The organism is Streptomyces sp. NPDC053755 (genome assembly GCF_040677675.1).
Lineage (GTDB): Bacteria > Actinomycetota > Actinomycetes > Streptomycetales > Streptomycetaceae > Streptomyces.
In genome coordinates, this window is the sequence record NZ_JBFASK010000013.1 from 62,148 (window position 1) to 76,688 (window position 14,541).

A 14,541-nucleotide genomic window follows, 5' to 3' on the forward strand; every position below is an offset into this window, starting at 1 on the left:
ACCGGAGCCCCGCTCGCCCGGTCAGGACCCCCTTGCCCCACGGCGCCCGTACCGGCGGCGTGCGCGCACCTGTCCGCGTCTCGGTCAGAAGATGCGCTGGCCGGGCGTGAGGATGCCGTCCGGGTCGTGGCGGTGCCGGGCGGCCCGGAACTCCGGCCAGAAGGAGCCGAAGTGCCGCACCCAGTCGTCCGTGGTGAGCGGTACCGAACCTATGGGGTACCAGCGGCCGCCCGCGGCGAGCGTGGCGTCGTACTGGCGGCGGTTCGCGGCCACCATCTCCTCGGCGGAATCCGCTCCGGGGGAGGCCGTCTTGAGGAGGGAGAAGAGGTAGGCGAGCTCGCCGTCGGGCATGACCGGCAGCGGGGTCCGGCACAGGGCGGTGGGGACGGGGTACAGCAGGACGACCGCGCTCGCGCCGAGCGCCGTCGCCTTGAGGCCGGACAGCGTCTCCGTCACGACCTCGTTCACGGTCGACGCGGGGAGCAGGCTGTCGTACCAGGGGTGGGGACGCTGCCACTCGCCCATGGCGGTGAACGCCTCCACGGCCGGGGCGAGCCGGTTGAGGAAGTCGAAGTAGTCCACGTCCCGCACCTCGAGCGAGGTGTGACCCAGGTCGTCCGTCAGCCGTGCGTCGTCGTCGGCGGTGCCGTCGTAGGCGGCCGCCTCGATCATGTAGGTCCAGCCGTCCGGGGTGGGCAGCGCCTGGCCGACGAGGTAGTCGAACCGTCCCTCCTCGACGAGTGCGGCCTGCCGTGCGGTGAGCGCGGCCACGCTGTCGAAGAACAGGACGTAGTGCCGTACGGAGCGGGGCGCGGGAACGAGGGAGAGGGTGGCGCGGGTGATGATCGCGCACTGCCCGAGACCGCCGAGGACGGCACGGAAGAGGTCGGGGCGCACAGTGGGCGAGCAGGTCGCGATCTCGCCCTCGCCGGTGACGACCTGGAGTTCGAGCACGTTGGCGACCTGCGTACCGTACCGGCCGATCTGCCCGCCCAGGCCGCCGGCGGACAGCGTGCCGCCGACGGACAGCTCCAGATAGTCGGTGAAGGCAGGCGGGGTGAGGCCCCGGGTGAGCGAGGCCCGGACCAGGGCGCTCCACCGCGCGCCGCCTCCCACCAGGGCGGTGCCGTCCTGGATCTCGACGGAATCCAGGGAGCCGAGGTCGACGACGAGCCCGGCGGGCACCTGCGCCTGGCCGTTGGTGGAGTGCCCCTGACCCCGCCCCGCGACCTTCAGCCCTCGCTCCCGGCAGTAGCGGACCATCGCGGCGACGTCCTCGGCCGAGCCGGGCCGGAGGACCGCGGCGGGTGCCTGGCGGACCAGACCGCCGAAGTCGGCGGACGCCGCCGCGAGGGACGCCTGGTCGAAGCACAGCTCCCCGTCCAGGGCGGGGGCCGCGTCGAAGACACCGCGGGCGCCGGGGGCGACGCCCGGGGCGGGCTGCTGCGCGGGAAGGCGAGGAGACGTCACGCTTACTCCAGTCGACGCGGGGTCAGGGCGCCGCCTTCCCCTGCCGAGCGGGCGTGCGGCGACGTGCCGGTCCGGAGCCCGGCCAACGACCCCGGTATCCGACACAGTTCCTTCACAGTGTGATCAGTTCATGGCGTAACGTCCACCAGAAGAGCCGAGTTGGCGGCCTCCGGCCCTGTGAGGGGGCCGAGTCCCGGCACAACGGGGCAGCACCGTCACACGCGTGTGGCCCGCCACGGGCCGCGGAACGGTGGGAACACGCCGTCAGCGCGGCTCCACCCAGCCGTGCCGGACGGCGTGGCCGCCGAGCTGCATCCGGGTCCGGACTCCGGCCATGTCCATGAGGTGGCGCAGACGCCGGTGCAGCGTGCGCGGCGACAGGCCGAGCTGGGTCGCGGCGGTCAGGTCGGTCAGCCCGGCCAGGAGGAGCGCCAGGATCTTGCGGTCGAGTTCGCTCGGACCGCTCCCGCCCAGCTCGACGGGGGGCGCCGGCTCTCCGCCGCTGCCCGACAGTCCCGACAGCTCCAGCGGGTGCGCGGCACGCCAGACCGTCTCGAACAGGGCGTCCAACGCGTCCAGCAGCCCGCTGCGGTGCAGGAGCACGGCGCCGGGCTCGCCGTCCGGGGTGACCGCGAGCGGCACGAGACCGAGGTCGGCGTCGGCCAGGACGAGCTTCATGGGCAGCTCGTCGGCGACCCGCAGGCGCACGCCTTTGCCCAGCGCGTCGATCGCGTCGTCGACGATGCCCGGCTCGCCGAGGACGGCCCGGTCGAGGACCGCCCGGAACTGCACGCCACGGCCGATGGCCGCCGGCTCGGCCGTGTTCTCGTCGGGGGGAAGGGCGACGAAGGGCGCGGTGATGAAGCTGCGGACCTGCGTGCGGGCCGCCTGCTGTACCTGGAGGAAGCGATGACGGATGGCGTCGACACCCGTGACCACCTCGATCAGATCGCTGATGCTGCTCCCCGTCATCGCCGCCCGGTGTTCCTCGGCGAAGGTCACCAGAGCCTGCTCGGCCCTGCGCAGACCGTCCCGCCGCTGGCTGATGAGGGCGCCGAGCGCCATGGCAGGCGGGGCGGCGGTGAACCGGCCGTCCGCCGACCTGGTCGCCAGGCCCCAGCCGACCAGGCGGGCCAGCGCCGTGTCGACGTGGGCCCGGGGCAGGCCGAGCGCGTCGGCGAGCGCGTCGGCGGGGGAGTGGGGCCGTCCGAGCAGCGCCCGGTAGACGTGTTCGGCGTCGGGGTCGAGGCCCAGGACATCCAGCATCGGCGACCGACTCTCCTCCGCTTGTCGCAGCGGGAAGAGTATGGGCCATGGCGGCAGATTCCGGATAGTCCCTGGTGGGAGCGGGTGGGGCCCCGGGGAGTCGTCTCCCCGGGGCCCGACGGGACGGTTCATCGCAGGCCGTACGCCCGGATGATCTCGTTCTTCACGCCGAAGCCGCTGTCCGTCGCGGCGCTCGCGCGGAGGGAGACGTAGCCGCCCGGCTTCCCGGCCGCCCTGAACGATCCCGTCCAGGAGCCGTCGGCCCCCTTGGCCAGGGCCGTCTTCCGCCAGGTGGCGCCGTCGTCGTACGACACGTCCAGCGTCACCGAGGTCACGGAACCCGGCACCGTGCCGAGGTCCATCGACACGGGCTCCAGCCTGATCCGCTGGGTCGTGCCGGCCTTGACGTCGCCGCGCAGGTCGGTCTCCAGCTCGTAGTCCAGGTTCAGGACCGAGAACGGCTCGAAGAAGTCCGCGTCGACGGTGTCGGACATGAACGTCCACTCGGTGTGCGTACGCGTCGACAGCCGGAAGACGTCACCGGGCCGCTCCACGTCGAGCACGGCGCGGTAGGGCAGGTTCCCCGCCGGTACCTCGACCCACTGCATGTCCCCGCTGACGGGGTTGTCGTGGATCAGCGTGTCACCCTGGAAGACGCGCAGATGAGACGGTGTCTCACCCCACGGCAGGTAGCCGCCGAGACGCATCGTGTCGCTGGCCGAGGCCCACGCCTGCACGTTCCAGGTCATGTGGTTCCGCCAGCGGGAGTTGTACACCCCGAAGGACTCGCTCTGGGCGGGACGGGTGACCGGCGCGAACCAGTCCAGCCGGGTGGTGCCGCCCTTGGCGTACGTGTTGTCGCCCGACACCATCGTCCACGGCAGGGGACCGTCGGTGCCCTGGGTGTGGAACTCCCTCCACACCTGACCCGGGGTCACCCACTCGGTACGGGTGCCCGGGTGCCACTCGGGCTCGGGGAAGTTGAAGGACGGGCTGAGGGTGAAGTCGGAACGGTAGCCCTCCGCCGACCGGCCGCCGGCGGCGGCGTAGTAGCGCGCGTCGATCCGGGCGAGGTCGTCCTTCGCGGGCTTGTAGACCAGGGCCCGGTCCGGGACCTGGCCGGGGTAGTCCCGGGTCAGGTCGTAGACGTACGGCGTGTACTCGGTCTGCGTCACGGTCAGGGGGCCGGAGCCGGCCTTGGCCATCGCGAGGAGGGTTTTGCCCGCGTCGCGGTGCACGGTGGCGACGGGGATGGCCGACTCGCCGACGTACTCCATCAGGGTGCCGACACCGTCGTTCACGACGATCAGCGCCTTCGCACCGGCCGCTACCGCGGTCTCGGCGCGCTCCTGGGGCGAGACCTCGTCGCTGCGCTCGACGACGACGACCTTGCCCTCGGCCTCGACGTTCCCGTACGAGGCCGCCGCGCCGTCGCCCGCGTAGACGGTGTCCAGCCTGTCCGTGGACGTGCCCAGCGCGCTGCCCGCCTGCACCCGCGCCTCGAAGCGAAGCCGGCCGCCCAGCGCGCTCAGAGCGAGTTGCGGCTCGCCCTTGCGCCAGCGCGTGATCAGCATGAAATCGCCCCGCTTCATGGCCTCCGTCGGCGCGACATAGACATCGTCGTACGTCGGCGGCACCACGTAGGCGCTGCGGTAGTCCAGGTACGGGTCGAGGCCCTCGTAGTGGACGTTGAAGTCCACCTTGCGCTGGCGGTCCTCGGTGAGCTGCGGCGCCTCGGTCCGCAGCAGACGGGCCTTGCTCGCGTCCAGCACGACCTCCGCGGGACCGTCATCGAGCACGGTCTCCGGATCGACGAGCACGGCCACACCCGAGCGGTCCGCCCTCTCGCCCGCCACGTCGAGGTACCCCGCGACGGTGTAGAGGCCGGGGGCCATGCGCATCGTGGTCGAGCCCTCGACGTAGACGTTCCACGGCCAGACGTCGCCGGCCAGGTTGATGCCGACCCAGCCCGCGGCGGGCTTGCCGTCCTTGCCGACCAGCTTGATGCTCAGGTCGTAGCGCTCCTCCTCCTTGAGCAGCGCGACGGACGTGCGGGTCACCGGCCGCCCGGTGACCGCGTCGGTGGCGGTCACGTAGCCGGCGTGCCGGCCCGCCGAGGCGGCCTGCGGGTCGCCGGTCACCGGCACGGCGGCGGTGCCGCCCGCCGGGACGGTCACCTTGTCCGCTCCGAGCGTGAACGGCCCGTCCTCGACGGTCAGCGCGAGGTCCAGCGTGACGTCGGCGGTGCCGGTGTTGGTGAAGGTCAGCTCCTTGGCGACGGCGACGTCGCTCGGCTGGTGCGGCCACGTGTAGTTGCCGAAGTAGAGCGATCCGGTGGCGCGGACCGTGGTGCGCACGGCGGCGGCCACGTCGAGACGGCCGGTGCCGACCTCGTACGGCGAGTACCCGCCGTCCAGGCCCTTCGCCGTGCTCGTCAGGTGCTCCTTGAGCTGTGCGCCGGTCCAGTCCGGGTGCCGCTGGGCCAGGATCGCCGCCGCTCCTGCGACGTGCGGGGTGGCCATCGACGTGCCGCTGATGGTGCGGTAGAGCCCCTCACCGCCGTCGGTCATCTCCCGCGAGCGGGCCGCGGTGATGTCCACGCCGGGCGCCGCGATGTCCGGCTTCATGCCGCCGCTGAAGGCCAGCGGGCCGGTGCTGGAGAAGGAGGCGAGGCGGTCCTCCTTGTCCGTGGCCGCCACGGTCAGCGCCGAGGCGGCGGCACCCGGCGCGGAGACGGTCTCCGGGCCCGCGTTGCCGGCGGCTATGACGAACAGCGTGCCGTACCGCTCCGAGAGCGCGTCGACCGTCCGCGACATCGGGTCGCTGCCGTCCGTCGGATAGGAGTCGCCGAGGCTCATGTTGACGACGTCCGCCCCGGACTCGGCGGCCCACTGCATGCCGGCCATGACCCAGGAGTCCTGGCCGTAGCCCTCCTTGCCGCCGAGCACCTTCCCGACGAACAGGTCGGCGTCGGGGGCGACGCCCTTGTGGCCGCCTCCGGACGCGGCGCCCGAACCGACGATCGTGCCCGCGACATGGGTGCCGTGCCCGTTGACGTCGGTGACGGCCTCACCCGGCACGAAGCTGGCGGTGCCGTCGATCAGGCCCTCGAAGTCGGGATGGTTGACGTCGATTCCGGTGTCGAGCACCGCGACCTTGACGCCCTTGCCCGTGTAGCCGGCCGCCCACGCCTCGGGCGCGCCGATCAGCGGCACGCTCTCCTTCAGGCTGGCCTTCACGCGACCGTCGAGCCACAGTTTCTCCACGTTCGCACCCAGCGTCGCGCTGCCCCGCGGGGCGACGGCGGTCCAGAAGGTGCGGGCCTGCCGCTTCTCCGTGCTGAGCACTGTCCCGCGGATGCCCTGGAGCCTGCGGGTGAGCCTGCTGCCCCGGGGGGCCGTCGGCTCGGCGGCCGCGCGGTTCGTCGCCGCGGCGTACGTCGCGATGAGCGGCACGGCGGCCGACTGCGCGTCGTCGTAGCCCATCTCGATCAGGTCGGTGACGTTGAACAGCCGCTTGTCCAGCTTGTCCGTGCCCAGCAGGGGCACCGCCTCGTCGGGGACGACGAACAGGTCGCCCCCGACCTCCTGGACCTTCACGCCGCCGACGGCGCTGTCCGGCCGGTCGATGTCGGCGGTCTGCCTGCCGTCGGCCATCGTGGTGACCGTGACGACGTCGCCGGTGACCAGGGTGACCTTGTGGGTGGCCGACGGCTTGGCGGGAACGGTGGGCTTGCTCGGGGCGGCCTGTGCGGGCGCTTGCAGAACGGCGAGCCCTGATGCCAGCAGGGGCACCGCGGCGGCGACCGAGAGCAGTCGCCGGCCTCTGCGCCCGAAGGCGGATGAGTGCGAGGGGGAGAACATGCCATGGGTCTATCGGCCGGTGGCGCCGGGGTGAAGGCAGGTCGGCGGCAAGTCCTCGCCATGGCAGACACTTGCCAGCCGCGAATCCCCGGAATCCAGTGAAACCGGACAGGGACGCCCACGGTTCCGCCCTAGGCCGGGTCGGCGCTCCACGGCCAGGCGGCGCGGCGGCCGGACTCGACGAGACCGACCATCCGGAAGGCGGCGTCGGTGAGCCCTCCGAAGGTGTGCCGGTGAGGGCCCGCCGGGCCGTGGGCGGGCTGGTACCCCGCCAGGTTCCAGGTGTAGACCGGGATGTCCTCCGGCACCGGCTCGGCCGGCCCGCCGGGGCCGTAAGGCGACGCCTGCTCGTCGGTGACGACGAGGACCCGGTCGTGTCCGCTGTAGTGGGTGCGGACCGCCGTCGCGGTGGAGGTGCCGCCGAGGCGGTGAAAGCGTTCCGCCATCTCGAGGACCGGCTCTCCGGCCCGGTACGGCACGACCTTGCTGGACCAGCCGAACTCGACCAGGTCCGCCTGCTCGGCGCGCAGGGCCAGCGCGGAACCGAACACGGCCGCCGCGTCCGCCCGGGTCAGCGTGGACCGCTCGGAGACCGTGTCCCAGAACATCGAGTCCGACCGGTCCACCAGGATCAGCGTCCGGCCGGGCAGGGACGGTACGTTGCCCAGCGAGTGGCCCAGCGCCCGCTCCAGCGGGGCCTTCCAGCGCGGCGACGGCGCGTGCCGGTGGGCGGCGAGATAGCGGAAAGGGAACTGCCTCGACCGGGAGACCTCCACGGGGTCGGAGATGCGCTCGGCCACCCGGGCCGCCGCCTCGTCGGAGATTCCGGCCTCGTCGAAGTTCCGCAGGTTCCGCAGGAGCGCCATCGGCGCCATCGAGGGGAGCACGGCCTCCCACACGGCGGCGTCCAGCGGTCCGTGGAGCCAGCCCGCCAGGGCCTCCCAGGTCATGCCCGCCTCGGCGAGCCGCTCGGCGCCGTCCGGTCCGGTCACGACGGCCCGCCGCTCGGCCACCGGCAGCTCCCTGAGCGCCCGTCGGGCGGTGAGCAGCCGGTCGGCGGCCGGCGGAACGGCCTGCTCCGGATGGTGCCGGCGGTCCAGGGCGTAGCGGAAGAGCGCCCCCTGCCAGGGCTTGTCCGGGGCGGGGGAGGCGTGCACCACGTTGAGCACGTCGCCGAAGCGGAAGTCCCGGGACTCGGTGTCGTACTTCAGCAGCGACCGGGACGAGTAGAGGCGGCGCACGGCGTCGGCGACGCCCCGCTTCACCGGCTGCGGTACCTTCCGCCCGTACGCAGCCGTCCAGTGCGCGAGCAACTCGCCGGGCTCGTCGGCGCGCTGGAGAACCGAGTCGATCACGGACCGGTTGGAAGGGCCCGCGCACGCCCCTGCCCGGAGCCGGGCCCGGACGTACGCGGCCGCGCCCACCAGGGACGCCGTGCGCATGTTGCCCTCGCTACGGAGCCAGCGCAGCAGGCCGGCCGTCCACTCGGGGTCGTCGACCGCGAGCGTGCCCACGAGCCGGGCGTAGCGGTCGTCGCGCTCCTGGCCGCTTTCGTAGAAGGTCCGCTGGGAGACGAAGTTGCCGACGGCCAGCAGGAAGAGTTCGTCCCGGGGCTCCCGCACGAAGGCCGGGCCGCCTTCGTAGGTCAGGGCGGGCGGCGCGGCGGGCGAGTGGTGGGCCCTCGGCGGGGCGGGCGCGGTACGGGCCGCCGCCGAGATGTGCGGGGCGACGAGCATCTCCGGCCAGATCTTGGAGACGCGCTGGGCGTGACGAGGCAGTGAATCCCCCCGGATCCAGAGGAACGAAGGGCCCCGGCCGGGAGGTCCGACGACGGACGGGGCGAAGGGCGGCCGCGCCTCCGAGATCAAGGGGGCTGCGGCGTCACTTGGTTGTCAGAGGAAGGAGCCGCAGCCGAGCGCACCGGGGGCGCGGTCGCACCGCCACGGTATGCGGGCCGCCGGCCGCGCGCCAGTGATTTGTTCTCCGCCCCCCCCGCGGACAGCACGCCTGCCGCCGCGTCCGGGACGCCGTCCTCGCGCTCGATGCCGCACCGGATTGCGGAACGGGACGTCGGCGGGACGCAGGAGTCCCGTCGGGGCGGGCGGGGGATCCGGCGCCGGCGGGACTCCTGTGAGGCGTCCCGGTGCCTACCGGAAGAACGCCAGGTAGTAGTCGGCGAACTTCATGCGGTGCTGTCCGTCCGTGTCCGGCTCGTCCGGGACGAACTCCGGGGCGTCCTTGATCTGCTCCTTCGTGCGGCTGACGAAGACGGTCTCCGTCGCCCTGTCCACGGCGGTGATGATGCCGGCCGGGATCACGACGTGTTTGCCGAGGATCCACGGTCCGGTGTCCACGACCAGGTGGCAGCAGCCGACGTCCGCGGAGTGCTTGTCGACCTTTCCGATTCCGCCGTCCGTCGCTTCGACCTGGAATCCGGTCAGGTTCATGTCGGCCGCGTGGGTCGCGGTCTCGGAGAAGGACCAGATGTCGGGGAGCATGCCCACTTCCTTCCTGCGGGGCCCGCGGGGAGTCCACGGCCCGTGCTGACTCTCCTTGTTGCCCGGCGCGGGCGGTTCACACCGCGGGACCCGCCGAGCCGCCGGGTCGAACCCCGCCCGGGCGCCGTCAGCCCCGGCCGTCGGTCTGGGAGGGGGGAGCGGTCCGGAGGATCTCGGAACGCGCAACGGAGTCCGCCGCAGCGCCGATCGAGCCGGTGAGCGTGACGCCGAGCACCGCCAGTGCCGTGCCGGTGGCGAGCAGGGCGCGGCCCGAGCGCAGGGAAGCGGAGGCCGGGGGAGGGGAGTTCGGGGGCGACGGTTCCTCGCCCGGCGCCGCCGCGAGCGCGAGCCCGGCGCCACCCGTGCGGGCACGGCCACGCCGGCACGGCGGCCTACGGGTGCCCGCCTCCGCGTCCGCCATGGCGGCCAGCCTCCGTGCGCAGGCCTGGGCGTCCGGCCTGTTGGTCCCGTCCGCGTCCGTCATGGCCTCCAGCAGCTCGACCAGATCCGCCGGGAGACCGGGGGGAAGGACCGGCGGCCGGTGCAGCCGCGCCAGTGCGGCCTCCAACGGCGTGCCCGGGTACTCCAGTTCACCCTTCAGTGACTCCAGGAGCACCAGCCCGAGGCTGTAGACGTCGGACGCCGGCGCCGCTCCTTTGCCCAGCACCTGCTCCGGGGCCATGTAGGCCGCGGTCCCCACCAGAGTGCCGGTGGTGGTGTGGGCGGTGGTGGTGTCGAGCAGCCTGGCTATGCCGAAGTCGGTCAGATAGGGCGAGCCCGCCCCGTCGAGGAGGATGTTGGACGGCTTGACGTCGCGGTGGACGACACCGGCCTCGTGCACATGGGCGAGCGCCGAAGCCAGGGCGGAGCCGACCCGGGAGACGTCGGCAGGTGCCAGCGGGGCGGTGGCGATGCGCCGCCGCAGCGTCGTCCCCTCGACGAGCTGCATCACCAGGAAGGGCTGGCCGTCGTCCTCGCCGGAGTCGTACACGGTCACCAGGCCGGGGTGCCGCATCCGGGCCAGCAGACGGCCCTCGCCGTAGAAGCGTTCCTCCGTCTGGGACTCGCTGCCGGGCCGGAAGACCTTGACCGCCACCGGCCGCCGTAGTCTCAGGTCCAGCGCCTCGTACACGTCGGCCGCACCTCCACGCCCCAGCAGGTCGTCGAGCCGGTAGCGGCCGGCGACCACGTGAGCCGTGAGCCGGAGATCCGGTCGGACCGACCACGCGCGGACCTTCATCTGTGCTCCCTGGATTCCGTTGTCACCTTCCGCTGTCCGCTCGCGGACGTACGTCCAGGCCGGGCCGATGCGTGGCCCGTGAGCGCCGGGGCAGCGGCGGACGCCGTGCGGCCCGCCCGCGGATCCACCCGTGTGCGAGCACGGAGTACGCGTGCCCCCTGAGCCCCACAACATCCGCGGAGGGCCGGAAATTCCGGAGAGAGTCGTCGACTCGCCTGCTCGCGACCTTGGTTGGGGACGGTCCTGCGAGCGGGGGGAGCGCGTCAGTCGGCCAGTTCGTCGGCCACGTCCTTCACCGTGTCCAGCGAGACCGCCAGCGCCTCCCGCGACGCGGCTCGGGCCCGACGCAGTCGTTCGTAGCCGTAGCCGGCGAACGTCGCGGCGCCGATGCCGTACACGGCGGCGAGCGCCCCGGCCGCCCGCTGCGCCGGCCACACCCGCTCCAGCGCCCGCACCGCCGACTCGTGCGCGGCCAGCAGGGCGAGCACTCCGAGCACCCCGCCGGCCCCCAGCGCGGCCGTGCCCCGGCGCCCCTCGGACACGGCGGCCACCCACTCCGCCTTCACCTGGTCGACGTCCTCACGGACCATCTCGATCACATCGCGTGACAATGCCTGCATGTCTTCCCGGTACCCCTGACGAGGCCGTGTACGCGAGGGCTTCGACCCGGCCCCCATGCTCGTGTCCGGAAGGTCTCGCCTGGGCCGCGGTGTCCCGCGCCCAAGGACGCGGCCCCGCCGGCGCGTGAGCGCGGGCGGGGCCGGTCGGGATTCCCATGGCGGTGAGAGACCCCTGGAGGAAGCGGTGTTCGCTTCGCCGTGCTCAACGATCAACGGCGCGCGCGGTCACGGGCAGCGGGGGGCCACCGCCCGTCGAGCGCCGTTCGATCACCCGGCCGAAACCCCCTGGGGGATCGAACGGCGGTGGGCTACGATGCCGGAGATGATGAACCTCTCCTCGTACCGATTGGGGGACTCGTTCGCACAAGGTGAGTGCTGATGGCACATCACTTCGCGAACGGGATTCCGACCCGCCTTCTGATGTGGCGGCGCGTGCGCGAGTACGCCGTGCCGCCGTCCATGATCGAGACCGCGACCGCACGGCGTGCGGTCGGTGACTGGGCGGGGGCCTGCGCCGCCGCCCGGATCGACGTCGATCTCGATCTGCGCGCCGTGGCCGACCGCCACGGCACCGATCTCGCCGGCCGGCTCCGTGCCGACCTGCGTCGCCTGGCGCCGGATCTGCTCCGCTGGCACATGCCCCGCATCGCTCCCGACGGACGGCTCCGGCCCGGTCTCACCCTGACGCTGGCTCGTTACGGCGGTGCCGACGCCGCGCCGCTGAGCCTGGTGGTGCGCACACCGCCGGCCTGGGCGGACGCCGGACAGCGCATGTCGCTCGCCGTGTGGGACGGCTCCGGGTACGACGTTCCCGGCCGCGCTTCGCACATCCACCCGCATCCGTATCCCGAGCGGCGTTTCCGGTTCGACCTGCACCGGCATCTCTGGGACGCGGCGCGCAGTGGCGACCTGGCCCGGCGGAGCGGCGCGGACGGACCACCGCCGTCGACGGCACCATCCGGCCGTGCCGACATACGCGAGCCGCTGACCGTACCCGGTCCGCTCGGCGTACCCGACCGTCCTGACGTACCCGACGTGTGCGACGTACTCGGCCTGTCGGACCCGGGTGGCCCGCTCCCGGCGCCGGCTCTCCTCGGCGCCCCCTGGGCGGTCACGAGATGGGCGGCCGAGGCGGAGTCGCTGTTGCGGTCCGAAGGGCGCGGTCCGCGCGGCGCGTTCACCGTACGGCTCGGCGCCCGACGGCGCGCCGTGCTCGAACTCGTCGGCCCCGACGACAGCCACGCCCCGGTCCTCCGGCCGCCGCGGGAGTCGCTGCCGCCCCAGGAGGTGGCGGCGCTTCCGCTGCTGCCGGAAGCGGCGGCCCGGACCCTCCCCGATCTGGAGCTGCTGCGCGCCGGACTGATCACGGCGGAGCGGCTGCACCCTCTCGTCGGCGGGGCCCTGGCTCCATCCGTCCCCGCCGCGGCGTCCCGCTCGGTGGGTTCGCCCGGCCCGGTCGTCGTCTCCGGCGTGGCACCGGCCTCCGGCCCGGTCCACACGACCGGTGATCCGCACCGGGTGGAGTGCCGGGGCGAGGTCCACCGGATCGCCTTGCGGGACGGCGTGTTGACCGCTGTCGACCACGACCGGGTCACCCTGCGCAGGGAGGCCTTGCTGGTGGCGCTCGGCGGGCCCGCGCTGCCCTGCTTGCGGGCGATCGACGCGGTGCACCGCAATCCGGAGGCCCTGCCCGCGGTCAGGGAACGGCTCGGCCACGGCGATGTCTCCGGGGCGCTGGCCGTCGTCGTGGGGCTCCTCGGCCCTGGCGCGGTCCTGCGTGACGGTCCGCTCCGGGAGGAACTGATGTCGGCCGCGGCCCGCCGCGTCGACCACGGCCTCTTCAGGGCGGGGCTGGTCCCCGAGCACCCCGCCGCCGGCGCGCGTGGCGGCACGGCGGGGGACGGGAACGCCCCGGGCGCCTCGCCCGCCGAGGCGGGCCACCGTCCTCGGCTCGACCGCCGTACGCCCCTCGTGATGCGCCGCAAGCGCGGCAGCCTGACCCGGCCCCGCACCGGCCTGTCCCGGTGACCGGCTCCGCCTCCTGAACACCTCCTCCACACCACCTCCCGAACTCCGCCGCGCACACCGCGCGTCGAGCGCTTCCTAACCCCGCGACGTCCGGGACGGCTCGCCCCGTTCCCCGATCCCCCTCAGGTGATGCCCCATGACCTCCAGCACCCTCATGCCCACTCCGGCCCCCGCCTCGGTCGCCGACCCGACGGCCGTGAGGCCCGTACCCGCCGCCGCACCGGGAACCGGCACCCGTCTCACCCTGGCCGACGACCTCCTCGGGCTCCTGCGGACGACGACCACCGAGCCGCGCCCCGACGAGCAGCTCGAAGCGCTCACCCTGGCCGTCGCCGCCGACCTGCCCGTACTGCTCTGGGGCGAACCGGGCATCGGCAAGACCGCGGCCCTGACCCAGCTCGCCACCTCCCTCGACCTGCCGCTGACGACCGTCATCGCCAGCGTCCACGAGCCGTCCGACTTCTCCGGACTGCCCATCGTGGGCGACGACCCGGCGGTACGGGGAGTACCGATGGCGCCCCCGCAGTGGGCCGTGGAAATCGTCCGCGCCGGGCGGGGCCTGCTCTTCCTCGACGAGCTCTCCACCGCCACCCCCGCCGTCCAGGCGGCGCTGCTCCGGGTGGTCCTGGAGAGGCGGGTCGGCACGCTCAAGCTGCCGCCGGGCGTGCGGATCGTGGCCGCCGCCAACCCGCGCGCCTCGGCGGCGGACGGATGGGAGCTGAGCCCCCCGCTGGCCAACCGCTTCGTGCATCTGCACTGGGTGCACGACCGGGAGGTGGTGGTACGCGGACTGGGAGGGGTCTGGCCCCGGGCGGAGCTGCCCCGGCTCGCCCCCGACCGGCTGCCGGAGGCGGTGGCCTTCGCCCGGCGCGCGGTCTGCGGCTTCCTGGAGGCCAGGCCGAAGCTGATCCACCGGCTGCCGACCACCGAGACCCGGCGCGGGGGCGCGTGGCCCTCGCCCCGGAGCTGGGAGGCCGCGCTGACCCTGCTGGCCTTCGGAACGGCGGCGTCCGTCTCCCGGGAGGTGCTGGCGCTGCTGGTCCGAGGAGCGGTGGGGGACGGCCCGGGCCTCGAACTCCTCGCCCATCTGGACCGGATGGACTTGCCGGACCCCGAGTCGCTGCTGGCCGATCCGTCCCGCGCCGAACTGCCGGAGCGCGGTGATCTGCGCCAGGCGGCGCTGGAGGCGGTGGTGGCAGCCGTCGGGGCGCGCCCGCAACGGGAGCGGTGGGAGGCGGGCTGGGCCGTGCTCGTCCGCGCACTGGAGACGGGCGCCCCGGATCTGCTCGTCGCCCCGGCGACGGTGCTCGCCACGCTGCGCCGCGACGACTGGGAGATCCCGGCGGCGGTGGAACGGCTGGCCGGGGTGATCGATCTGGCCCGGCGCGCGGACCGGTCGGTCGGACGCGCAGCGGCGGCCGACGCCGGGCGCGTGACGCGGGCGCGCCGATGACGAGGGCCGTACGGCCCCCGGCGCCGTACCGCACGTCCCCGCCCCCGCTTCCACGCCCGATGTCCCCGCCCCCGCCGCCCCGTCCGGTGCGGGCCACCGTGCC

The 14,541-nt window shown here is 73.8% G+C and carries 9 protein-coding genes; 2 read left to right on the forward strand and 7 right to left on the reverse strand.

The window, feature by feature from the left end; genetic code table 11:
- Positions 1–84 precede the first annotated feature (84 nt).
- The 7 genes from AB0K65_RS15285 to AB0K65_RS15315 all read right to left on the reverse strand — a co-directional run bounded on the left by AB0K65_RS15285 (position 85) and on the right by AB0K65_RS15315 (position 10,957).
- Positions 85–1,470 carry an FAD-binding protein gene (locus tag AB0K65_RS15285; RefSeq protein WP_365716487.1) on the reverse strand — a complete coding sequence of 462 codons (1,386 nt, stop codon included), beginning with the start codon at positions 1,468–1,470 and terminating at the stop codon, positions 85–87.
- Positions 1,471–1,734: 264 nt separating this feature from the next.
- A complete protein-coding gene (locus AB0K65_RS15290) occupies positions 1,735–2,736 on the reverse strand; it encodes a transcriptional regulator TrmB (protein WP_365716489.1) in 1,002 nt (333 codons plus the stop codon).
- Positions 2,737–2,864: 128 nt separating this feature from the next.
- Entirely contained in the window at positions 2,865–6,599 is a 3,735-nt protein-coding gene (locus AB0K65_RS15295; RefSeq protein ID WP_365716491.1) for a S8 family serine peptidase, read from the reverse strand.
- A 131-nt stretch (positions 6,600–6,730) separates the two neighbouring features.
- Positions 6,731–8,335, reverse strand: coding sequence for a TROVE domain-containing protein (locus tag AB0K65_RS15300; RefSeq protein ID WP_365716493.1), 1,605 nt, complete (start codon positions 8,333–8,335; stop codon positions 6,731–6,733).
- A gap of 411 nt (positions 8,336–8,746) precedes the next feature.
- The gene (locus AB0K65_RS15305) at positions 8,747–9,097 is read right to left on the reverse strand and encodes a PRC-barrel domain containing protein (RefSeq protein WP_365716495.1); all 351 of its coding nucleotides are present in this window, start codon (positions 9,095–9,097) and stop codon (positions 8,747–8,749) included.
- Between the two features lie 127 nt (positions 9,098–9,224).
- Positions 9,225–10,337, reverse strand: coding sequence for a serine/threonine-protein kinase (locus AB0K65_RS15310; RefSeq protein ID WP_365716497.1), 1,113 nt, complete (start codon positions 10,335–10,337; stop codon positions 9,225–9,227).
- A gap of 263 nt (positions 10,338–10,600) precedes the next feature.
- On the reverse strand, positions 10,601–10,957 hold the full coding sequence (locus AB0K65_RS15315) for a phage holin family protein (protein ID WP_365716499.1): 357 nt from the start codon (positions 10,955–10,957) through the stop codon (positions 10,601–10,603).
- Between the two features lie 378 nt (positions 10,958–11,335).
- On the opposite strand from AB0K65_RS15315, the gene AB0K65_RS15320 reads away from it, so the two are divergent.
- Both AB0K65_RS15320 and AB0K65_RS15325 read left to right on the forward strand, forming a co-directional pair.
- Entirely contained in the window at positions 11,336–12,985 is a 1,650-nt protein-coding gene (locus AB0K65_RS15320; protein WP_365716500.1) for a hypothetical protein, read from the forward strand.
- A gap of 136 nt (positions 12,986–13,121) precedes the next feature.
- Positions 13,122–14,438 (forward strand): MoxR family ATPase, encoded by a 1,317-nt coding sequence (locus AB0K65_RS15325; RefSeq protein ID WP_365716502.1) that lies wholly within the window; start codon positions 13,122–13,124, stop codon positions 14,436–14,438.
- Positions 14,439–14,541: the final 103 nt, after the last annotated feature.